The sequence below is a fragment of the Lysinibacillus sp. NPDC056232 genome (assembly GCF_042267565.1).
GTDB lineage: Bacteria > Bacillota > Bacilli > Bacillales_A > Planococcaceae > Lysinibacillus.
In genome coordinates this window covers 23,888-46,047 of the sequence record NZ_JBHJTF010000026.1, presented here as the reverse complement: position 1 = coordinate 46,047, position 22,160 = coordinate 23,888, and the positions used below count along the sequence as shown (strand labels likewise).

Below are 22,160 nucleotides of genomic sequence, written 5' to 3'. Positions count from 1 at the left end.
ATTAAAAATAATTACGCTTTTTTAGCCCATTTCCATCTCCTGTATATTAAAATAGTAATTAGTAAAAATTGGAGGGATGGGTGTATGCAATTATCAAAGAAATTTCGATTTTTAGCGGCTAGCATTCTGGCATGTCAATTAGTAGTACCAATAGGTGTAAATGCAGAAGAACAAAAAGATTACATAGCGCCAAGTTGGGTAGTTCAAGCAGATTATGTAGCACTGGGCGATTCCTTAGCACACGGTATGAATGAGGTTGGTATGATTGGGTTAGGTTACACAGATTTTGTTGCACAAACTTTACAGCAAGATGGTTTCATCACTTCTTATAATAAGGGATTTGCTTATTCAGGCTATACAACGAAAGATGTATTAGAGGATCTACAAAATAATGTGGAAAAGCCAGTGGTAGGATTCGGTTATCAAAGTGAGAAGGTAAAGCTTCACACATCCATTAAAGAGGCTGAAATTATTACTTTAACCGCTGGCGCCAATGATTTAATACCTATTTTAAAAGAGTCACAGACAACTGGCATTAATGCAACAGAGATGTTAAAAGCGTCCCAAGTGGCAATAAAAAATATTGCTGCTATTTTAGAAGAATTGAAGAAACTTAATCCAAACGCTCAAGTATATGTAATGGGTTATTATAATTCATTTCCGTACTATAGTGAGGATTTACAGAACCAATTTAAAATGCTATTAAAAGTTATGAATGCAACGATAAAAACAACTGTTGAAAAAGCGGGTGCCGTTTTTGTACCGACATACGATATTGTAGCAAAAGATGTTCCAAGCTATTTACCAAACCCTGATAATATTCATTTAAGTGAAGCAGGCTATTTAGCAGTAGCGAACGAGGCGTTTTTACCAGCGATTAAAACAAGTACGTTATGGGATGTATCAAAAACGATCCAAGCAAACATGATGGATAGTACAACGGTAAAAATAAGCTGGCAGGAAGCAAAGGATAATGTAGGTGTCACTAGTTACAAAGTATATGTAAACGGTAAGCTAACATTTACACAAGATGCTGCAATAAACGCTATAACTTTGGATAATTTAATAGCGAATACAGCATATACGGTAGCAATTAAAGCGGTTGATGCGGCTGGGAATGAAAGTGTACAAAGTCCAACAGTTACTTTTACTACTGGAAGAACTTTAAGCTTTCCTGATATAGAAAAGCATTGGGCAAAGGAGTTTATATTGAATGCAGCTGAAGCGGGTATTATGAACGGTTATCCAGATGGTACGTTTAAGCCTGAGCAATTTTTAACTCGTGCAGAGGCCGTTTCGATGCTTGTTAGAAGTCTCGGTTTAACGCCGAAGGAACAGGCACCATTTACAGACATTGCAAGCTATGATGTCGGAACTCAGTCAGAAATTGCAGCAGCTTATGCATATGGGTTAACTAAGGGGATGGATGGGACGTTTAACGTAGGGCTGCCAGTTACTCGCGCTCAACTAGCAGTAATGATTAATCGTGCTTACGAATATCAACAAAAGAAACCTTATGTGGTGAAAGGGAAAGCTCCATTCTCAGATATTTCCTCTTACGATGAAGAAACAAAACATGCAATCACTATGTTGTATGAACAAGGTATTATTATAGGTAGTGAAGGGGGATTTTCACCCGAGGCTCCTACAAAACGTGGCCATGCAGCGAAAATATTTATAAATTTTAATAGTCTATTAAAGAAATGAAATCATTCAAGGTAGAGGTTGTGAATAGAAACCTCTACCTTTAGACTTATACATATGTTATTTTTAATGCGATGGATATCTAGTACAGTTTAGGCACTGATCATGCCAAGTTACAATTGTAATAATGCTGAAGTGAAAATTGATCAAAAGGAGAAATGTGATGCTGTCATTTATTTTATCTGCGAAAAGATTGTTAGTAGGCATGTGGAAATCATTCAAGCGTCCACAGTTTCTATCTTTGTTCACAACATTATTTTTTATCGTTCTTTCAGGGACAATGTTTTATAAAGGGACGGAAGGCTGGTATTGGCTTGATGCCATGTATTTTGCAGTAGTGAGTTTAATTCCCACAGGTGTTGAGACGGGACTGTATCCTACTAATGATTTTTCAAAGATATTTACGATGATTTATTTAATTGTTGGAACAGGCGTCATGTTTATTACGCTATTAATGCTCGGCCGATCAATAGTCGATTTTACAATTGAGGAAGAAAAGAAAGAACAAGCAAAAAAACGTCTTACAAAATAAAAAAGGCTGGGGCAAAACCCTCCCCTGAAAACTAATAAGCCGTTGAAACAGAGAAAATGATCTCGTTAGATTCTTTAAGACCATTGAAACTTTCTTAACGTTGTTAAAAATGGGGGAATCATCTTGAAAATGGGCTTAGCGTTGTAAATTCGCATTTTCCTGACGCTACCTCCTATATGAAAACTTCACTTTCCACATTAAGAGAATATGAGCATTCATAAAGCATACCTTTCAATATTCTTATACGAATGGTGGATTAGAAGGGAAAAACAATTTAATTAAAGTGATAAAAGGGATTGCATTTGGGTATCGATCATTCTATCATTTTAAGATAAGAATTATGATCATCAGCAATGATCTAAGTCTGAAGAAGAAAGCAGGAGAGTTTATATTCTCTCCTGCAACGTAACTTCTATTCGTCGGAATTAAGTTCACCCACACTAGATGTGAAAGAACCCAATAAAAAAGCAATGACCTTTTTTTATAGTTATGATGTAATCACTACAAAAACATAATCACCAACCAAAAGATCATTGCAATGGATAACATTATTTGCTTACAACTAAAGGTTTATAAACTTTCTTGTCAAACAAATACATAATATGGCTAAGTACCAAGAAAAATAATATAAGGCCACCGATGTAGACAACGGATTTTGCTCCTATTCTGTCATAGTCAAAGAAAAAGTAAGCATAATGTACTGGTTTCCCATCAATTGACGATATACTGTACACATATCCCATTAGACCTGCGATAGAAGCAAATGCCACATATGAGAGCGGGTATATCAAAACATAATATACATCTCGGTATTTTAAATGATTAGATTCTGTAAATAGAAAATAATCCACAAGGCAAAGAATAGGTGTAATCAAATGTACTGCAAGATTATCAAATTTCCAAAGATAAAAACTTCCACCCATTGTAAAGGTAGTAGGAGCAAGAAGCACCCAATAAACGATAAGTGTTAAAAGTAAATCAATTACACATATCATTTCAAAGCGTGGAAAATAGCTAGCACTTCCCGTCTTACCATCATTTATCAATCCCTTAACTGTACGTATAGTAAGTATACTAAACAAGATCAGTGCTAAAAAATTACTTTGGATAGTATAGTACATAAATGTCTTAAAATTCATATTGCCCGATAGGATGCCCAGACGTGATAATAGACCATATAATACAAAAATAAGGCTACCAATTCTAAATAATAATGCTATAACTCTATTACGTATCATACGATTCCTCCTAATTTATATTACTATTATTTCATCTTAAATTTTTTAATTATATCTTTTTATCAAAGTTTTGTCAAATATTTACCATTACCTTCGTTTGGATTTATTTGGATTTTTAGATTAATTGTTACTATTCAGCCTTAATGATTAAATAAAAACTATAAATAGACCAGTCTATAGTTGGGGTCATGCACCAGTTTCCCTGCATATTTATTAAGAACATCCACTTCTTTCAGTCTATCAATATCCTTCTTCTTCATAGCCATATACATTACTGCATCTTCTGTACTTTGATTTCTTATGTATGCATTCTTTCCGTCGTTTCTTACTACTATGGCATCTGTATAAAGAACCTGTGAATTCAATAGTTCTTTACTTATGGATGCTATGTATGTCTCTGCTTTTCTACCAAAATCCTGTAAAAAGCTATATACGCTTCCTGTAGATACATTTATACCTTTACTAATTCGATTTAAGAAACTACTTATGCCTTGGATAGACATTGAACCCTCTCCATATAAATCTACAACATAGGATATGCTCGTGTTTCAACAGACATTCAAAATCTTGATTTACAATTAGATGCTCTACAGATAAGGATATTCAAAAAGGCATCCATGATGGAGTTTTTAAACATAAAAACATTACTTCACCAAATTTAGTTGGAACTCAAAATGTAGATGATCCACCTCTTTATGGTACAACTTTCGCTCTTAATGGTTCTTCGCTCTATTTTAATGTCACAATCAATATTGGTAACCTGAAAATTGTAAGTAATGCTACTATCCGTAGAAGTACAGCAGGCCATGAATTAGGACATGGTCTTGGTCTCAGTCATGAAAAGCCACCAGTTAATGCGGTTATGAACTCATCCAGAGACAGAACAATAACTTATATTCTACAAACAGATGATATTAAAGGAATAAATACTAAATATCCATTTTAGGAGGATTATTATTGGGTTAAAAAATCAACAGGTAAATTAATACCAATCTTAACGTCATGTATTGCTCTCAGTGTCATCTTTTTAATTCTTTCAAAGTCACAGTTTATAACAGAAAGAAAGTTCAATCAGCTAATTCCAAGACTTACGAGGTTGAATTTTCTCCTGATTATGAAGTAAATGGCGATATCAAAGCTCTTGTTTCCAATTCTGATTATATCGTTACTTGTCATTACGAGAAATTTGTGGAGAATTGGGATATGGGAGAAAACATAGTTAGTTTATAATACAACCTTTCCATGCACGCTTGCCAATAAAAATAAAAGCCGATGATCCCTAAAGTGTACCCTTTACAAAGGATACACTTTAAAAAACATCGGCTTTTTTAAATTTAAATCATCCTCAAAATTAACACATAACACATTCTATTTATTTTTTGTTTATCTTTGCCTCTAATGATAATTTTATATCGTTTTCCACCAATTTTACTTTGAATTTCCTTTGAACTCAGGAATTCATTGATAATCACTTCTATAGGGGGTCCTACCAACAAAAAGCGAAAAACATACGCTAAGCAAATTTCGACATAAAGAAAGCCGATTTTTTTCTCGGTATTGCTGTTGTCCTACTTAGTAATTCAGATTTATTAATTTTAGATGAGCTAACTAATGGATTAGACCCTTCTAGTATCCAAGAAATCAGAGAGTTGATTAAAGAATTACCTAAGTCTGGTATGAGTGTCCTTGTATCCAGTCATTTGTTAAGTGAAATAGATCAAATGGCCACACAAATAGGGATCATTAATAATGGAAAAAGGATTTTCCAAGATTCGATTGAAGAGGAAGTTTACCAGGCATAGACTCATCCATAAATTTATTTTTAAAGGCGTCAGTATATGTAATAGCTCTTTCGCAAACACGTTGTACATTAGGATTCTTTTGAAGAATTTTTATCTCTTTCGTTGAAAATGTTATCTTACTCATATTGTTCCCTTATCCCTGTATCTTGAATTTCAAGTATATAAAAAAATACCTGTAGATAAAACACTCCTTTTCAAGTGTCCTAACTACAGGTACCATATTAATTGAGCGCACTCAATTTCACTTTTTTTGTTTGAAGCTAGTTATGTCCCAGCCTCATTCTTTACTTATTTACGATAGTCTAGCAATAATGCCTTCTTCATCATCTAGGACGAGTTCGATGCCTGTTGAAAATGGATCACCATGTAGGACATCTTTAATCCATACACGTAGTGCGCCAATCATTGCTGCTGTATCGAATATCTCGATTTGACCATTAGTTTCAACTTCTGCACCGAAGCCTGTGTCATCATCGTATGTTAGTTCTACAAGTACATCCTCAGGGCGAATGTTTTTATAGTAGGCCTGAGATAAGCAAATTGCATTAATAATATCTTGCTCATTAATTATTTGTGCCATTGTGCTTCCTCTTTACGTTTTTTATCTTTAAACATATTAACAATTTTTACAACTAGCATTATGATAACCATGATGGCTGCAACGTTAATTAATAAGCCTAAAATATTACCAAGCATACCCATACCACCGAAAAGACCTCCGAATAATAAACCAGCTAAGCCACCAAGCATTAAGCCTTTCATAAGGCCGCCTGAGAAGAAGCCGCCTTTCTTAGCTGTTGAATCCGTTTTGTTTGTGCTTTTATTTGTTGTTGTATTATTTTGGTCTTTAGATTTATCCTGAGATTTTTGGAAATTTGAGCTATTATTATTATTGTTCGAGAAGCCTTTTTTACCGGACTTATAGGATTTAGCTTCTGCAGTTGGTGTATCTGAGATGAACAATGTTGCACCTACAGATGCAAACATAAGTGTCGCTGCAAAAAGAGCGGCAAGAATTTTTTTCATTACTTACATTCCTCCAATATAATTTTTAGTTTTGTCATAAACTAATCTTAATAGTAATTTTACATGAACCATCACGAAAAATAAAATAAACGCTTCCATCAATTTAGGTATATCCACAAATTTGAACAAGTAGTGACAGTGCTAACCTACCAAATGTTGGACAAGCATTACTTATAACGCATGCCACGTATATCGTTAATTGTAATAGAGTTGGACGCCGCACCCAGTCGGAACGGAAATCAACCCCGCGTTAAGAGGATAAGCCTTAAAAAGGGTATATAAAAAGAAAGGAGTGAAACGATGATTTCAACATTATTACTATTAACTTTAATTTTTTTAATGCTTTATATAACAGAAAAAAGACGTTTTTTCAATGCAGTAGTTCTTGGTCTTTTAGGGCTGTTTATTTTAAGCACAATACTTAGTCATCCTGTATTTCTCCCGAATGAGCAAGGGATCATGTCGAAGATGGGGATAGTCATAATACTTGGAAGTTTCCCGAGTATTATGTTTATTTTATCGATAGCTACGTTTTTTAATAGTAAAGTTTTACTTGAAAAAGAAGGACGTAAAGTACGAAATTTATTGTTGGCTGTTTTTGGTTTGAGTTTTTTTATCATGATGATTTGGTATGTATTTGTGATTTTTATGAATATCGAAAATGATATTTGGCATATTCTTTTCTTCTATGGGTTCTTGGTTTTTGGTTATACAATGTTTTTATATACAAGTATAATGGCCTACGCTACTCTATATCATTTTACGCCTATCCTTTATGAGCCTAGCTATATTATTGTGTTAGGGTCAGGGCTAATCGGAGATAAAGTACCACCGCTTTTAGCTAGCCGTTTAGATGAGGCAGTAAAGCAGTTTCAAAAATATGATGAACGACCTTACATTATCGTCTCAGGTGGACAGGGAAGTGATGAAGAAGTATCAGAAGCATATGCCATGAAAAAATATATAGTTGATGAACATCAAATACCGTCTCAAAAAGTATTTATGGAAGATCAATCGACGAATACTGAACAGAATATGGCATTCTCTAAAGAAATTATGGATAAGCATGCTCAAGGGAAAAAATATCGCTCCTTATTCGTAACGAATAATTTTCACGTTTTTCGTGCAAGTATTTATGCCAAAAAGGCGAAGCTTGATGCACAAGGTGTTGGTTCAAAGACAGCCTTTTATTATGTACCTAATGCGTTTACTCGTGAATTTATTGGTTTATTAGAAATGTATAAATGGATTCATGTCACTGTCTTTTTGTTTATTACATTGTTTATTGGATTAATATTGAGAGCATATGTGTAACCAATTTAGAACTGTCTTCCATATAATAGTGGCAAGGCGCATTTGACGCAATTACGCCAAGGCGAATTGATAGTAGTGTGCGAGGAGGGAAACGAATGTATGGGCAATTTTTAGCAAAAAAAAATAAAGAGCGAATAGGATCCCTACAAAAGCTCGCGCAAACACAAGATACATGTTTTGCGCAAAACATTGATTTGATAACAGTCAAAGAAGTACAGTTAGCAGCCTTGCACAAAATAGTATATCAAGTTGTGCAGGGACTATTGAAAAAAAAACAACAACGACATTTACAAATTATACATCCAGAACAGACACAGTCAGTACAGGAGAATGTGCTAACGCTTTTAGCTGAATATGATGATTTATTGCGTGAAGCAATTCCACTCCCTATCTATATTTTCATTTGGCAAATTTCTTCACTGGAGAAGTTAGCTAATTGCGTTGAAGTTGTTGATGATGTACTTGATATATTGGAATGGTATTTTATTCATCAAAATGAGCAGGTTGAAGCATTTGACGAAGAAGATCTAGATCATGAGGTAATCATTGATTTATACAAAGATGCCATCGAGGAACAGGACGCGGATGCACAATTTCAACTTGGTGAATATTATAGTGCAATTGACGGCTCATACTTCCAACCAGAAAAGTCAGTGAAGTGGTTTGAGTTAGCAGCATCACAAGGTAATGCCGATGCACAATATGCACTTGGTAATTTTTATTTTGAAGGTATAGGCGTACAAGAAAGCTATAATAAGGCTTTTTCGTTGTATGAGGCTGCAGCAAAGCAAGGGCATCCAGATGCCGCGAATAATTTGGCGGATATGTATTTTAACGGAGAGGGAGTACCAGAAAATTTGGTACTTGCGAAGAAGTGGTTCGACTTTGCCGCACAACAAGGTGTGGCTGAGGCCATGTTTACACTCGGAATAATTTACGAGCAGGGACTAGGAGTCGACAAAGACGAGGAGCAAGCATGTAGCTATTATAAAAAATCTGCTGAAGTAGGCTATGTTGAGGCACAGTATAGGCTTGGAGGGATCTATCTAGAGGGTCGGTTAGGGCAACCTAAAGATGTGAACCGTGGATTATATTGGTATGAAAGAGCAGCAAAGCAATATCATGTCGATGCCTTTTATGATTTGGGCTTTATTTGGAGTCAAGGGTTAACGGGTATACGGAATATTGAAAAAGGAATTCATTGGTTTAAACAGGCCGCCCTTCAAGGTGATTCGGAAGCAAAATTACAACTAGGGCACATATACAATAAAGGGGAAGGAATAACTAGAAATATTAAAGAGGCTATAAAATGGTATGGACTTGCAGCAGATGCTGGAGTGGAAGAGGCTGCAATTTTACTGGAACAATTGAAAGGAATCTAAGTATTTTTTATTAAAAAATAATAGGTTTTTAGATTCAATTATCACCTTTTTGTATATAGGTATTAAGTTTTGTTTTGGGGTATTTATTAGGTATATCTTATCAGGTGTAACTAGTTGTAAAAATATCAATATAATAAAGTGGTATTACCTCAAACTAAAACAAGGAAAAAATAAGCAAAAAAAAACAGAGATGATGACAATTGGCTACCCAAAAGTATTGTGGTAGCTTTTTTTCTGCTTTGATTAATAAGAAAGGTAATAGGTACTTTTCGTTCAATTTATGGTAAAAAATGCATATGTGAAAATTGACAGCTATTTATAAAATGTATAATGTATATGAGGGATTTTGAAAGGTAGTTAGTAGCAATAGCTAATTATAAGGTTACCATTTTCAGTTGATTATAACCCGTAACAGAAGAAAGAGTCATAAGTAATGTATATGGATTTAATATCCTGAGGGGGTTCTCACTAAAAGTTAGGGATGACAATTCTTCAGGATGCGTCCAGAGGGAATGGAAATCAACTCTACGTTATGGTGATGCTTTTTTTATATTATTGGTGAATGGAATTAAATTTTTCTCAGCTTTTAAAAGTACACGGCATGAAAGAGGGTAAATGTGTGATTTTTCAAAAACAGAGAAAGACAACGGCGTTAGATTTAGAGCAATACATTGTAAAAATGGATATAACGAATCGCCATTTAATAAAAAAGCAAATTGATTTGCTTAAATTGACAAAACGGGATTTACAATATTTAAAAGCCTTTCAACCTTTTGTAGAAGGCAATATTGATAACATAGTTAATCGATTTTATGAAATGATTGTAACTGAACGTACTCTAGTAGATATTATTAATAAACATAGTTCTGTAGAGAGGCTGAAAATTACTTTACGACGTCATATTATTGAAATGTTTAATGGTACGATTGATGATGATTTTTATCAAAGGCGCGTTAAAATTGCTAAAGTACATGTCCATATCGGGCTTAAAACACAATGGTATATTTGTGCTTTTCAAGATTTAACAGCATCATTTATTGACTTAGTTGAAGAACATGTTCATCATCCAATGGATCAACTCAATACAATTAGGGCTATCTCAAAAATATCTAATTTTGAGCAACAGTTAGTTTTAGAGGCGTTTGAACATACCATTGATCAACTTCATGAAAAAATAGAACGTAGAAAAGAAGTAATAGAGAAAAAGATTGTAGAGTCTTCGGAATGTCTTGCCACAATATCACAAGAAACGAACAACTCGTTTCATCGCTTAAGTGAACAATCAGATGAAATTAAACAACTAGCAAAAAAATCACTTCAAGTGTCGACTATGGCTGAGAGTCAGGCATTAGAAGGTCGTGAACAATTAAAGAACCAATCGCAAAATATGAGTAATATTATTTACTCACTTGACGATATAGCGGAAAATATTACACAGTTGGCAGATATGTCAAAAGAAATGGAATCGATTATGAATGTTGTGACAAATATTGCTAATCAAACGAACTTGTTGGCTTTAAATGCGGCAATAGAAGCGGCTCGTGCTGGAGAAGCGGGTAAAGGCTTTAGTGTTGTTGCAGATGAAGTGAGAAAACTATCGATTCAAACAAAGGAATCTGTCACATCGGTTGCCACGTTACTACATAAAACGAATGAGCGGACAGTTAATCTTGTTCATTCGCTAAGTAATATTCAAGAAGAGGTAGCTTCCGGTGAGGAAAATATGGTTCAAACGGAAGGACAATTTACTAACATATTGGAAGCTATGACCGAAGCCAAAGAACAAAATGGTCAGATGGAAAAAGAAGTACAAGCAATAGTAGAAGTACTAAGTGAATTAGGTATTGCCTTTAATGAAGTAAAAAATTCTGCTGAAGAACTAGCTAGCTTTGCACAAAATTTAAATTAGTGAAGTGAGAAGCAAGAGACAAAGACAATAAGGTGCTTCACATTGTAGTGTATAAATAACACTATATCAACTCTTAATATATAATATCAGCTAGGTATCGAATATGTGCTGTTAAATTTAATATATGCTAACTGAACATAGAAAAAAATGGAGCTATCCAATGCCTGGATAGCTCCATTTTTGCTAAATTTGTAAAGGGTTTAACGTAATTTTTGATAAAAAAAGTTTATACTGAAATAAAGAACTAAAAATAGGGGCGGTTAATATGAAAACAGTTGTTGTATTAGGTGGCGGAATTACGGGATTGTGTACGATGCATTATCTACAACGCCAAGTTCAGGAGAAAAACTTAAATGTAAAGCTTGTACTCGTTGAAAAGAATACATACCTTGGTGGCAAGCTTCACTCTGCATATGAACAAGGCTTCATTATGGAAACAGGAGCAGATTCTATTGTAGCGCGTCATAAAGGTGTCATGGAGTTAGTAAAAGAACTTAATTTTGAACAAAATCTTGTGTATAACGAAACGGGTATTTCGTATATATACATGAATAATGAGTTACATGCCATCCCTGCAGACTCAACGTTCGGTATTCCTATGAGCTTACAATCTCTTGAGGAAAGCACGCTTGTATCAGCGAAAGGTAAAAAAGAAGCATTAAAAGATTTAACCATGCCAAATGAAGTGTTTACAAAAGAAAGCTCTATCGGGGAATTTTTAACATACTATTTAGGTGAGGAGCTTGTTCAAAACCAAATAGCGCCCGTACTTGCAGGTGTATATTCAGGAGATTTAAATCAGCTTTCCATTGCTTCCACTTTACCGTATTTAATCGATTACAAAAACGATTACGGTAGTATTATTAAAGGTTTCGATGCAAACAGGGAACAATTTGTGAAAGCCGCCAATAAGAAATTTATTTCATTTAGAAATGGGTTATCTTCACTAATAGATCGACTTGAAGAAACATTAACGGATGTAGAAATTATAAAAGGGATTGCCACTACAAGTGTTAAAAAGCAGGAGAATCAATACACTGTTACATTAGCAAACGGAAAAATGATTGAAGCAAATCATGTTGTAATGGCACTGCCAAATGAAGCGGTACAAAGTTTATTGCAGGATGAATCTTTGAACTGCTATTTTGAACGATTCAATACTGCATCCGCCATTACGATTTACTTAGGATTTGATGTACCCGATAATAGATTACCAGCAGATGGAACAGGCTATATTGTGTCACATAATTCGGATGTTATTTGTAATGCAGCAACGTGGACAAGTCGCAAGTGGAAACACACCTCAGCAGAAGGAAAATTACTTGTACGACTTTTTTATAAGAGCATTAACCCTGAGTATGAGAGATTACGTGTGATGACAGATGAAGAGTTAGCAACTGTTGCCCTAGAGGATGTAAGAAAAAGCTTGGGGATTGAGGAAACGCCAACTATTGTTGACGTGACAAAATGGATTGACCAAATGCCGAAGTACGACTTGGCACATCGTGAAGCGTTGCAAGGTCTTGTACAAGAGCTTGAGGAAAACTATCCAAATTTATCAATAGCGGGATGCTCTTATTTTGGAGTAGGCATAGGTGCATGTATTCAAAATGGTAAAAAAATTGGTGAGGAACTTGCTGGAAAACTATCGTAATTGTCTGAATTAAATCAAAATACAATGTTTTTCGTAAAAATTATCCTCTGTTCTGTGAAATAGTCTTGACTCAATCGTTCGTAAACGATATGATTCTTTTAATTATTTAAAAAATTCATACTACATTCTTATCAAGAGAAGCTGAGGGACTGGCCCTATGAAGCTTCAGCAACCAACTTATTGTCAGGTGCTAAATCCAGAAGACCGTTGTGTCGAAGATGAGAAGGAAAAACAATTACGAAACGACGTAAAAGCCTTCTTTTTTTATGAAAGAAGGCTTTTTTTATTTTAAAGAAAAGGGAAGAGAGGCTAGTTTTATGGGATTGCTTGAAAGGTTAAAAACGCATGTTCTTACAGCAGATGGTGCAATTGGTACAGTTTTATATGGCTATGGCTTGGAGTACTGCCATGAGGAAATGAATGTACAGAGACCTGAATTAATTGAAAAGATTCATAGAGAATATATAGCAGCTGGTGCAGATATTATTCAAACGAACACTTACGGAGCTAATGCCATAAAATTAGCCCGTTATGGATTAGAATCTCGTGTGCAGCAGTTTAATGAAGCTGCTATAACGATTGCAAAACGAGCAGCGGCAGATGGTGGACAATTTGTCTTAGGTACTATTGGGGGAATCCGTGGTATTCGTAAAAGTGACGCAACGTTAGAGGGAATTTTAGCAACAGTTGATGAGCAGGCAACTGTTTTACTTGCTGGAAATCCAGATGGTCTTTTACTTGAAACGTATTATGATTTTGAAGAGCTAACAGCGACTTTAACAATGCTACGAGCTAAAACGAAATTACCGATTATTGCTCAAGTTTCTATGCACGAACCCGGAATTTTGCAAAATGGAATGAGCTTAAATAACGCCTTACATAAACTTGAAGCGCTAGGTGCTGATATCGTTGGTGTTAACTGTCGCTTAGGTCCTCACCATACTATACAAGCATTCGAAGGAGTAGAGCTTCCTAAAAAGGCATTTATGTCAGCATATCCGAACGCCTCTCTCCTTGATTTGGAGGATGGCCGTGTCGTATATGAGTCGGAGGCAGATTATTTTGGTCGAGCAGCTGTAGAGCTTCGTGATCAGGGGGTACGTTTAATTGGTGGCTGCTGTGGTACGACACCAAAGCATATTGCTGCAGCGAAAAAATACTTAGAGGAGCTATCCCCGGTCGAGAAAAAGTATGCAAAGCCAGAAAAAGTAGAGGTTGTCCGTGAGGCAGAGCCAGCAAATTATGAGCCATTACATGTAAAAGTAAAGCGTGAACGCTCGATTATTGTAGAGTTAGATACACCAAGACATTTAGAAATCGAAGGCTTTATTGAAGGGGCAAAAAAATTATATGAGGCTGGCGCGGATGTAGTCATGATGGCAGATAATTCACTTGCTTCACCAAGGATTAGTAATGTCGCAATGGGAGCCTTACTGAAAGAAACGCATGGGGTACGCCCGTTAACCCATATAACATGCCGAGATCGTAATTTAATTGGTCTTCAATCACATTTAATGGGATTAAATGCACTAGGAATTCATGATATTTTAGCAGTGACTGGAGATCCGACAAAGGTAGGTGATTTCCCAGGGGCTACTAGCGTTTATGACGTCTCTTCAATGGAGCTCATTCAATTAATAAAACAGTTAAATGAAGGTGTATCGTTTTCAGGGAAACCACTTCGTAAAAAGGCGAATTTCTCTGTGGCGGCTGCCTTTAATCCTAACGTACGTGTGCTCGATCGCGCTGTCTCTCGATTAGAAAAGAAAATTGAATATGGGGCAGATTATTTTATTTCACAGCCTGTTTATTCAAAGGAAAAAATCGTGGAAATTTACGAGGCGACAAAGCATTTAGAAACACCAATTTATATAGGCATTATGCCAGTAACGAGCTATAAAAGTGCGGAGTTCTTACATCATGAAGTGCCAGGTATCAAACTATCGGATGAAGCGTTAGCCCGTATGAAGGCTTGTGGCGATGATAAGGAACGCGCAACACTAGAAGGAATTGCAATTGCCAAGGAATTAGTAGAAGTAGCAACGGAATATTTCAATGGTATTTACCTCATCACACCATTTTTACGCTACGATATGACACTAGAATTAATGAAATTTATTGAGCAATTGGATGAACAGAAAAAAGGGGTAAGTATAAATGGCTAAGCACTTGATTGAAGAACAACTAGAGAAACGAATTTTAATTCTTGATGGCGCAATGGGAACAATGCTACAAAATGAAAATTTATCGGCAGAGGATTTTGGCGGCGAGGAATATGATGGCTGTAATGAAAATCTCGTGCTAACTAGACCAGATGTGCTGGAAAAAATTCATGGAAAATATTTAGAGGCTGGAGCAGATATTATTTGTACAAATACATTTGGAAGTACTCCACTTGTATTAAATGAATATGATCTTGGTGCGAAAGCAGAAGAGATTAATAAACGCGCTGTAGAAATTGCACGCAAAGTAGTGGATGAGTTTTCAACATCCGATTGGCCACGTTTTGTAGCGGGGGCTATGGGACCAACTACAAAAACCTTGTCGGTTACAGGTGGTATTACATTTGATGAGTTAGAGGAAAACTTCTATGTTCAGGCAAAGGCATTAATCGAAGCCGGGGCGGACGTTCTGTTGCTAGAAACTAGTCAGGATATGCTAAATGTTAAGGCAGGAACATTGGGGGTATCTCGTGCCTTTGAAGCAACGGGAAAAGAGCTACCTGTGATGATATCGGGAACAATTGAACCCATGGGAACGACACTGGCTGGTCAAACAATTGATGCTTTTTACATTTCTATTGAGCATATTAAACCATTGTCAGTGGGCTTAAACTGTGCGACTGGACCAGAGTTTATGACTGATCATATCCGTTCACTAGCAGAGCTTTCAACAGGCTATATTAGCTGTTATCCGAATGCAGGCTTACCTGACGAGGAAGGCTGCTATCATGAGTCACCTGAATCGCTGTCACAGAAGCTAAAAGGCTTTGCAGAAAAGGGTTGGCTGAATATAGTTGGAGGATGCTGTGGTACAACGCCAGCACATATTGCTGCTATTCGAGAGGTGCTAAAGTACGAAAAGCCTCGCCAATTACCAGATGCAACACATGGTCATGTAGTATCAGGCATAGAGCCATTAGTGTATGACGATTCTATGCGTCCATTATTTATTGGAGAACGGACAAATGTCATCGGCTCTCGTAAGTTTAAAAATTTAATTATTGATGGGAAGTTTGAGGAAGCAGCAGAAATCGCACGTGCCCAGGTGAAAAATGGAGCACATGTTATTGATATTTGTTTAGCAAATCCTGATCGCGATGAACTAGCGGATATTCGTGGCTTTATGCAGGAAGTTGTAAAAAAAGTAAAAGTACCTCTTGTGATTGACTCGACAGATGAAAAAGTAATTGAGGAAGCACTTAAGTTTTCTCAAGGGAAAGCCATCATTAATTCTATTAACTTAGAGGATGGCGAGGAGCGTTTTGACGCAGTTTTACCGCTAGTGAAAAAATATGGGGCCTCTTTAGTAGTGGGGACAATTGATGAGCAAGGCATGGCGGTTGATCGACATCGCAAGCTAGAGATTGCTGAGCGTTCTTATAAATTGTTAACAGAAAAATGGGGTATTGCTCCCGAAGATATTATCTTTGACCCATTAATGTTCCCAGTAGGTACAGGAGATGAGCAATATATTGGCTCGGCACTTGAAACAGTAGAAGGTATTCGCCTTATTAAGGAGAAAATGCCACGTTCATTAACGGTGCTTGGTGTAAGTAATATTTCATTCGGATTACCACCAGTAGGTCGTGAAGTATTGAATGCCGTGTATTTATATCACTGTACACAGGCTGGTTTAGATTATGCAATTGTGAATACGGAGAAGCTAGAACGTTATGCATCTATTCATGAGGCAGAGATTAAGCTAGCAAATGATTTACTCTTTCATACAAATGATGAGACATTAGCCGTCTTCACGGATTTCTATCGCGATAAAAAGAAGGAAAAAACAGAGGAAGATATTCCGAAAACAGTAGAAGGTCGCTTAGCTTACTATATTTTAGAAGGTACAAAGGAAGGGCTTATTGAGGATTTAGAGGCTGCTCGTGAAATTTTTGAAACACCGCTTGCTATTATTAATGGACCTTTAATGGATGGAATGGCAGAGGTTGGCCGCTTATTTAACGATAATCAGCTCATCGTAGCGGAGGTATTACAATCAGCAGGGGTTATGAAAGCAGCAGTAGCACATTTAGAGCAATTTATGGAGAAAGATGAAGAGAGTGCTGGCAAGGGGAAGATGGTTCTTGCAACTGTAAAAGGCGATGTGCATGATATTGGGAAAAACCTTGTTGATATTATTTTAAGTAATAATGGCTATAGGGTGATTGATCTTGGCATCAAAGTAACACCTTCCCAATTAATAGAAGCGATTCGCAAGGAAAAGCCAGATTTCATCGGGCTTTCAGGCTTACTTGTAAAGTCAGCACAACAAATGGTTATTACAGCTCAAGATTTCAAGGAAGCAGGTATTGACGTACCTATTTTAGTAGGGGGAGCGGCATTATCCCGTCGCTTTACGGAAACAAAAATCGCCGGCGAATATAATGGACCTGTCATTTATTCAAAGGATGCGATGCAAGGATTAGAGCAGGCAAATCGATTAATGGGGACAGATACACGTGCAGATTTCTTAGCTGAAATTAAGGAATCTCGTGAAAAACGCTTAGAGGCAGACGAAAAAAGAGCGGCTCGCCCTATTAAAGAAGTAACAATAAAGCCTGTACGTACAATAAAGGAAGCGTCTGTCTTTCTACCAGCAGATGTGCGACGCCATGTAAAGAGAGAATATGCTGTTTCGCATTTATATCCATATGTTAATATGCGGACATTACTAGGACATCACCTAGGCTTAAAAGGTCAAGTACAGCAATTACTTGATGCTGGCGATGCAAGAGCAACGGAGTTAAAGGATTTAGTCGACGATTATTTACAAAGGGACCTATTGAAACCATCAGGTATGTATCAGTTTTTCCCTGCACAAGCCGATGGGGATGATGTAGTCGTTTATGATCCAGCAGATAGCAAAACAGAAATTGAACGATTTACCTTCCCACGTCAACAAGTTGAACCGTTTTTATGTCTTGCAGATTTCCTGAAAACAGTTGAAAGCGGTGAAATGGACTATATTGCCTTAATGGTGGTAACAGCTGGCCAAGGGGTTATGACGAAGGCTCGTCAGCTAAAAGAGGAAGGGAAATTCCTTGAAAGTCATGCATTACAATCTACAGCCCTTGAGCTTGCAGAAGGCTTTGCAGAGCGTATGCACCAAGAAATTCGTGATCAATGGGGCTTCCCAGATGCAACAGATTTTACAATGCGTGATCGTTTCGCAGCAAAATATCAAGGACAGCGCTTCTCATTCGGCTATCCAGCATGTCCGAACTTGGAGGATCAAGAGAAATTGTTTGGCTTATTAAAACCAGAGGACATTGGTGTTCAATTAACGGAAGGCTTTATGATGGAGCCGGAAGCTTCTGTTTCAGCAATTGTCTTTGCACATCCAGATGCTCGATATTTTAATGTGTAATGCTAGAAAAAAGTGGTATAACTTTATGTAATGAGGTTAAAGCCTTGGCATAATTGAAGTAGGACGTGAGCATGATGATTCGATTGATGGAAGAGAAAGATTTACCTGGTGTTTTAGATATTTACAATGACATTATTTTAACGAGCAAAGCCGTTTATCGATATGAAACACAATCGTTAGAAGAAAAAAGACAATGGTTCACGGAGCAGCAAACAATCGGAAATCCACTGCTAGTCTTTGATGTAAATGACACAGTAGCCGGCTTTGCAACATATAGTCAGTTCCGTCCATATCCAGGCTATAAGCACACAATGGAGCATTCTGTATATGTGCATAAGGATCATTATCAAAAGGGCATCGCTATACAATTAATGCATGAGCTTATTCAAATTGCTAAAGAGCGAGATGTGAAAACACTCGTAGCGGGCATTGATGATGAAAACATCGGAAGCATTAAAGTACATGAAAAACTAGGCTTTGAATACGTGGGTACAATAAAGAATGCAGGATATAAATTTGGACAGTGGCTAGATCTTGTATTTTATCAGCTACAGTTAACCGGACCAAAAGAATAGAAAGGATATGACATGTCATATTCTTTCATACTGAGGGCAAACTCTAGTTTATTTGCATAAAGCTGAATAATAATTGACCCCGACATGCAGCATTTTGAGAGGAGTATCGAAAAGTATTATTTTCCTCTATAGTGGATTTTTATGATATTTTAATAAATAGTTATATGGATTAGCTTGTCTACTTATGTTAATGATGAGGAGTTGTTGATTTTTCACGGAGAGTGGCGACTCCTGCGGGATTAGCTTGCGCTGAAAGCCCCGCAGGAACAAGTGACGAGGAGATTGAAGCCAAGCCCGCGGAAAGCGCCAACTCGGAGTGAAAATCAACCTTTGTTTATTGATTCTTTTGACGAAAAGATAAAAGGGTATGACAAATGTCATACCCTTTTTATGATGTTTGCTTCTGTTGCATGATTGTACTCTTGTTTTATGATGAGGTCATAAGAAAAAATGAAACGAGGGAGTAAAAATAATGGCAACAGATAAAGAAAAAACAAAAAAACTGCGCCAAGACGTAGCACCATTTGCAAAGTCTGACACAGCTAAAAGTATTTTTCAAATGGTGAATACGATTATACCTTTAATAGCTCTATGGGTAGCTGGCTATATGTTAGTGGATGTTTCACCATGGTTAACAGCTGGGTTAAGTGTAATTTCTGCTGGATTTGTCGTACGAACTTTTATTATTTTCCATGATTGTACACACGGTTCATTTTTCAAAAGTAAAAAAGCAAACGACTGGGTTGGTTTTGTAACTGGGGTGTTAACATCATTCCCATATGAAAAATGGAAACGTGAACATACAATTCACCACGCAACTAGCTCGAACTTAGATAAGCGTGGTATCGGTGATATTGATATGATGACAGTGGAAGAATTTATACAAGCATCTAAAGGACAACGTTTATGGTATCGTTTTTACCGTAATCCATTCGTCATGTTTGGCTTAGGACCACTGTTTATGGTGTTAATTTTAAACCGTCGTAATCGAAATGACGCTAAACAGAAAGAACGTTTTAACACTTATTTAACAAATGTAGTCATCGCGGGAATCTGTGTTGCCTTAATTTACTTTATGGGGTGGCAAGCATTTTTATTAGTGCATGTAGTAACATTGTTTGTTGCTGCTTCTCTAGGCATTTGGTTATTTTTTATCCAACATACGTATGAAGATTCTTATTTTGAGCATGACTCAGAGTGGGATTTTGTAAAGGCTGCTGTTGAAGGTAGCTCGTATTATAAATTACCAAAGCTATTACAATGGGTTACAGGCAATATTGGTTTCCACCATGTACATCATTTAGCCCCACGTGTACCGAACTATAATCTTGAAAAGGCGCATAATGACATACCGCCATTACACACTGCAACGACTATTACGTTACGTACAAGCCTAGAATCATTACGCTACAAGTTATATGATGAAGATCAAGGCAAGTTTATAACCTTTAAAGAAGTTAATGAAATCATCAAACGAAAAGCAAGAGGCAGTTTAGCTGCTTAGTAGAATTTTTTCAGCCATCTCTTCTATGGGATGGCTGTTTTACGTAAACATTGTACAACAAGCGCAGTAAAAACCATGTGCAGGCATAAAATAAATTTTCTTGTTATAATGAGGGAAAAGTAGGAAAGAGCGTGAGATTATGTTGAGGAAATGGCAAAGTATTATTCCAAATAGTCCAATGCTCAGTGTATATTTGTGGATTATTTTCTGTTTCCTACCGTTTTTCTTCATTTTTAGAAAATCATCTTATATAGAAATATCAATGGGTATTACATTTTTAATGCTATATTTTATTTTCTATCGGTTTTCCATGAATTCGAAAAACGGTCTTGTTTATATGTGGATTAGCTTTGAAATGGTCATTAATATCGTTATGACCATATTATATGGCTATGTGTATTTATCAATTTTCACAGCTTTCTTCATTGGGAATATTCGTAAACCGGTTGGCTTCTATATTATATATGGTCTACATATTGGTTTTACGGTTATTTCTACAGGTGTTGGCTTCTTCGTTGAGCTAAACTTATTTTTATCACAATTACCATTTGTTGTTTTAACGATTTTAGCGGTTGTACTTCTCCCGCTAACGATTTATTCAAAAAATAAACGTGAAAATTTAGAAGGTCAGCTTGAGACGGCTAATGAACGAATAGCGGAGTTAATTGTTTTTGAAGAACGCCAACGTATTGCTCGGGATTTACATGATACTCTCGGTCAAAAGTTGTCGATGATCGGCTTAAAAAGTGACTTAGCTTCAAGATTAATTGAACGTGATCCACAGCAGGCTCTAACAGAAATTAAGGATATTCGTCAAACGGCGAGTATCGCATTAAAAGAGGTGCGAGAATTAGTATCGGGTATGAGAACGGCTAGGTTTGAGGACGAACTTATGCGTATTGCTCAAATATTAAAGGCCGCTGAAATGGAGTTTGTATTTGATGGTGATAAAGATACATTACAAGTTCCGCCGCTTGTAGAAAATGTATTATCCATGTGCTTAAAAGAGGCAGTCAATAATGTCGTTAAGCATAGTGGTGCTACAAAATGCGAAATCGCCTTCCATCAAAATTTTAAGGAAGTATATTTAATCGTTCGTGATAATGGGCAAGGAATCACCAAAAAGCAAGCTTTGAAAACCGGAAACGGATTAAAGGGAATGCGAGAACGGTTAGAGTTTATAAACGGTTCTTTTAAAATCGAAAGTGAAGAGGGCACTACATTAACAGTGTCGATTCCAGTTGCGATTACGCATCAGAAGGTCAAAGAAAATCTGAAGAACATATAGAAATGAGGACTGTGACATGATACGAATTGTAATTGCTGAAGATCAGGGTATGCTATTAGGCGCACTCCGTTCATTACTTAGTATGGAGGATGATATGGAGGTCGTCGGCTTAGCAAAAAATGGTGAGGAAGCATTGGCGCTTGTTGAAGAGCATCAGCCTGATATTTGTATTATGGATATTGAAATGCCAGTAAAAACTGGATTGGATGCTGCCGAGGAACTGCATGGCACAGGTTCTAATTGTAAAGTAATTATATTAACGACATTTGCAAGGCCAGGTTATTTTGAGCGTGCAAGAAAGGCTAGCGTTCGTGGCTATTTACTAAAGGATAGTCCGATAGAAGAATTGGCCAGTGCCATTCGCACAATTATGGACGGCAAAAGAATATATGCGCCTGAGCTCGTTGATTTTGTCTATGAGGATGATAGTGAAAATCCTTTAACTGACCGTGAGAGCCAGGTACTGACGCTTGTTGCAGAGGGGAAGACGACAAAAGAAATTGCTGCAGAATTATTTTTATCGGCAGGGACTGTCCGCAACTATATCTCCACTATTTTAGAAAAATTAAATGTTGGGAATCGTATTGAAGCCATTGCACGTTTTAAGGAAAAAGGGTGGAATAAGTAATAATACACTTATACC

19 protein-coding genes, 1 pseudogene and 1 riboswitch are annotated in these 22,160 nt (G+C 36.6%); of the genes and pseudogenes, 15 read left to right on the top strand and 5 right to left on the bottom strand.

The window, feature by feature from the left end; all coding sequences use genetic code 11:
* Positions 1-84: 84 nt before the first annotated feature.
* The 3 genes from ACFCYJ_RS18080 to ACFCYJ_RS18070 all read left to right on the top strand — a co-directional run bounded on the left by ACFCYJ_RS18080 (position 85) and on the right by ACFCYJ_RS18070 (position 2,645).
* Positions 85-1,707: an S-layer homology domain-containing protein gene (locus ACFCYJ_RS18080; RefSeq protein ID WP_376075565.1), complete on the top strand. Its 1,623-nt coding sequence runs from the start codon at positions 85-87 to the stop codon at positions 1,705-1,707.
* 160 nt (positions 1,708-1,867) lie between these two features.
* Positions 1,868-2,236 carry an ion channel gene (locus tag ACFCYJ_RS18075; RefSeq protein WP_376075564.1) on the top strand — a complete coding sequence of 123 codons (369 nt, stop codon included), beginning with the start codon at positions 1,868-1,870 and terminating at the stop codon, positions 2,234-2,236.
* Between the two features lie 217 nt (positions 2,237-2,453).
* On the top strand, positions 2,454-2,645 hold the full coding sequence (locus ACFCYJ_RS18070) for a transposase (RefSeq protein WP_376075626.1): 192 nt from the start codon (positions 2,454-2,456) through the stop codon (positions 2,643-2,645).
* A gap of 139 nt (positions 2,646-2,784) precedes the next feature.
* On the opposite strand, the gene ACFCYJ_RS18065 is transcribed toward ACFCYJ_RS18070, so the two are convergent.
* Together ACFCYJ_RS18065 and ACFCYJ_RS18060 are read right to left on the bottom strand one after the other, a co-directional pair.
* The gene (locus ACFCYJ_RS18065; RefSeq protein ID WP_376075562.1) at positions 2,785-3,474 is read right to left on the bottom strand and encodes a Pr6Pr family membrane protein; all 690 of its coding nucleotides are present in this window, start codon (positions 3,472-3,474) and stop codon (positions 2,785-2,787) included.
* 158 nt (positions 3,475-3,632) lie between these two features.
* The gene (locus tag ACFCYJ_RS18060) at positions 3,633-3,977 is read right to left on the bottom strand and encodes a hypothetical protein (RefSeq protein WP_376075560.1); all 345 of its coding nucleotides are present in this window, start codon (positions 3,975-3,977) and stop codon (positions 3,633-3,635) included.
* A gap of 74 nt (positions 3,978-4,051) precedes the next feature.
* Between ACFCYJ_RS18060 and ACFCYJ_RS18055 the strand changes: the two genes are divergently transcribed.
* Together ACFCYJ_RS18055 and ACFCYJ_RS18050 are read left to right on the top strand one after the other, a co-directional pair.
* The gene (locus ACFCYJ_RS18055; RefSeq protein ID WP_376075624.1) at positions 4,052-4,420 is read left to right on the top strand and encodes a matrixin family metalloprotease; all 369 of its coding nucleotides are present in this window, start codon (positions 4,052-4,054) and stop codon (positions 4,418-4,420) included.
* A 604-nt stretch (positions 4,421-5,024) separates the two neighbouring features.
* Positions 5,025-5,252: pseudogene (locus ACFCYJ_RS18050) on the top strand (AAA family ATPase); the annotation flags it as partial.
* On the opposite strand, the gene ACFCYJ_RS18045 reads toward ACFCYJ_RS18050, so the two are convergent.
* From ACFCYJ_RS18045 to ACFCYJ_RS18035, 3 genes are all read right to left on the bottom strand, one after another.
* Positions 5,218-5,400, bottom strand: a complete 183-nt coding sequence (locus ACFCYJ_RS18045; RefSeq protein ID WP_376075558.1) for a hypothetical protein — start codon at positions 5,398-5,400, stop codon at positions 5,218-5,220. The pseudogene ACFCYJ_RS18050 and the gene ACFCYJ_RS18045 overlap by 35 nt on opposite strands.
* A 168-nt stretch (positions 5,401-5,568) precedes the next feature.
* Positions 5,569-5,856, bottom strand: coding sequence for a DUF2653 family protein (locus ACFCYJ_RS18040; RefSeq protein ID WP_370082988.1), 288 nt, complete (start codon positions 5,854-5,856; stop codon positions 5,569-5,571).
* Positions 5,844-6,302, bottom strand: coding sequence for a hypothetical protein (locus ACFCYJ_RS18035; protein ID WP_376075556.1), 459 nt, complete (start codon positions 6,300-6,302; stop codon positions 5,844-5,846). Before ACFCYJ_RS18035 ends, ACFCYJ_RS18040 begins: the two co-directional genes overlap by 13 nt.
* A 300-nt stretch (positions 6,303-6,602) precedes the next feature.
* On the opposite strand from ACFCYJ_RS18035, the gene ACFCYJ_RS18030 reads away from it, so the two are divergent.
* The 10 genes from ACFCYJ_RS18030 to ACFCYJ_RS17985 all read left to right on the top strand — a co-directional run bounded on the left by ACFCYJ_RS18030 (position 6,603) and on the right by ACFCYJ_RS17985 (position 22,145).
* Positions 6,603-7,616 (top strand): YdcF family protein, encoded by a 1,014-nt coding sequence (locus tag ACFCYJ_RS18030; RefSeq protein ID WP_376075555.1) that lies wholly within the window; start codon positions 6,603-6,605, stop codon positions 7,614-7,616.
* Between the two features lie 95 nt (positions 7,617-7,711).
* Entirely contained in the window at positions 7,712-8,998 is a 1,287-nt protein-coding gene (locus ACFCYJ_RS18025; protein WP_376075553.1) for an SEL1-like repeat protein, read from the top strand.
* A gap of 619 nt (positions 8,999-9,617) precedes the next feature.
* Positions 9,618-10,907 (top strand): protoglobin domain-containing protein, encoded by a 1,290-nt coding sequence (locus tag ACFCYJ_RS18020; protein ID WP_376075551.1) that lies wholly within the window; start codon positions 9,618-9,620, stop codon positions 10,905-10,907.
* Positions 10,908-11,172: 265 nt separating this feature from the next.
* On the top strand, positions 11,173-12,561 hold the full coding sequence (locus ACFCYJ_RS18015) for a protoporphyrinogen oxidase (protein WP_376075549.1): 1,389 nt from the start codon (positions 11,173-11,175) through the stop codon (positions 12,559-12,561).
* A 125-nt stretch (positions 12,562-12,686) separates the two neighbouring features.
* A riboswitch (SAM riboswitch) is annotated at positions 12,687-12,786 on the top strand.
* A 92-nt stretch (positions 12,787-12,878) separates the two neighbouring features.
* On the top strand, positions 12,879-14,726 hold the full coding sequence (locus tag ACFCYJ_RS18010; protein ID WP_376075622.1) for a bifunctional homocysteine S-methyltransferase/methylenetetrahydrofolate reductase: 1,848 nt from the start codon (positions 12,879-12,881) through the stop codon (positions 14,724-14,726).
* Positions 14,719-18,150, top strand: coding sequence for a methionine synthase (gene metH / locus ACFCYJ_RS18005; RefSeq protein ID WP_376075548.1), 3,432 nt, complete (start codon positions 14,719-14,721; stop codon positions 18,148-18,150). The genes ACFCYJ_RS18010 and metH overlap by 8 nt, the downstream gene beginning before the upstream one ends.
* A gap of 74 nt (positions 18,151-18,224) precedes the next feature.
* Positions 18,225-18,725 carry a GNAT family N-acetyltransferase gene (locus ACFCYJ_RS18000; protein ID WP_376075620.1) on the top strand — a complete coding sequence of 167 codons (501 nt, stop codon included), beginning with the start codon at positions 18,225-18,227 and terminating at the stop codon, positions 18,723-18,725.
* A gap of 472 nt (positions 18,726-19,197) precedes the next feature.
* A complete protein-coding gene (gene desA / locus ACFCYJ_RS17995; protein ID WP_376075546.1) occupies positions 19,198-20,229 on the top strand; it encodes a Delta(5) desaturase DesA in 1,032 nt (343 codons plus the stop codon).
* 139 nt (positions 20,230-20,368) lie between these two features.
* The gene (locus ACFCYJ_RS17990; protein ID WP_483869460.1) at positions 20,369-21,517 is read left to right on the top strand and encodes a sensor histidine kinase; all 1,149 of its coding nucleotides are present in this window, start codon (positions 20,369-20,371) and stop codon (positions 21,515-21,517) included.
* Positions 21,518-21,533: 16 nt separating this feature from the next.
* Positions 21,534-22,145 carry a response regulator transcription factor gene (locus tag ACFCYJ_RS17985; RefSeq protein WP_323651140.1) on the top strand — a complete coding sequence of 204 codons (612 nt, stop codon included), beginning with the start codon at positions 21,534-21,536 and terminating at the stop codon, positions 22,143-22,145.
* Positions 22,146-22,160: the final 15 nt, after the last annotated feature.

Coding starts and splice junctions, on each gene's coding strand:
- ACFCYJ_RS18060 (WP_376075560.1), bottom strand. CDS start 3,977: ATGTCTATCCAAGGCATAAGTAGTTTCTTAAATCGAATTAGTAAAGGT.
- ACFCYJ_RS18080 (WP_376075565.1), top strand. CDS start 85: ATGCAATTATCAAAGAAATTTCGATTTTTAGCGGCTAGCATTCTGGCA.
- ACFCYJ_RS17985 (WP_323651140.1), top strand. CDS start 21,534: ATGATACGAATTGTAATTGCTGAAGATCAGGGTATGCTATTAGGCGCA.
- ACFCYJ_RS18015 (WP_376075549.1), top strand. CDS start 11,173: ATGAAAACAGTTGTTGTATTAGGTGGCGGAATTACGGGATTGTGTACG.
- ACFCYJ_RS17990 (WP_483869460.1), top strand. CDS start 20,369: ATGTTGAGGAAATGGCAAAGTATTATTCCAAATAGTCCAATGCTCAGT.
- ACFCYJ_RS18035 (WP_376075556.1), bottom strand. CDS start 6,302: ATGAAAAAAATTCTTGCCGCTCTTTTTGCAGCGACACTTATGTTTGCA.
- ACFCYJ_RS18030 (WP_376075555.1), top strand. CDS start 6,603: ATGATTTCAACATTATTACTATTAACTTTAATTTTTTTAATGCTTTAT.
- ACFCYJ_RS18045 (WP_376075558.1), bottom strand. CDS start 5,400: ATGAGTAAGATAACATTTTCAACGAAAGAGATAAAAATTCTTCAAAAG.
- ACFCYJ_RS18075 (WP_376075564.1), top strand. CDS start 1,868: ATGCTGTCATTTATTTTATCTGCGAAAAGATTGTTAGTAGGCATGTGG.
- ACFCYJ_RS18010 (WP_376075622.1), top strand. CDS start 12,879: ATGGGATTGCTTGAAAGGTTAAAAACGCATGTTCTTACAGCAGATGGT.
- desA (WP_376075546.1), top strand. CDS start 19,198: ATGGCAACAGATAAAGAAAAAACAAAAAAACTGCGCCAAGACGTAGCA.
- ACFCYJ_RS18025 (WP_376075553.1), top strand. CDS start 7,712: ATGTATGGGCAATTTTTAGCAAAAAAAAATAAAGAGCGAATAGGATCC.
- metH (WP_376075548.1), top strand. CDS start 14,719: ATGGCTAAGCACTTGATTGAAGAACAACTAGAGAAACGAATTTTAATT.
- ACFCYJ_RS18000 (WP_376075620.1), top strand. CDS start 18,225: ATGATTCGATTGATGGAAGAGAAAGATTTACCTGGTGTTTTAGATATT.
- ACFCYJ_RS18040 (WP_370082988.1), bottom strand. CDS start 5,856: ATGGCACAAATAATTAATGAGCAAGATATTATTAATGCAATTTGCTTA.
- ACFCYJ_RS18065 (WP_376075562.1), bottom strand. CDS start 3,474: ATGATACGTAATAGAGTTATAGCATTATTATTTAGAATTGGTAGCCTT.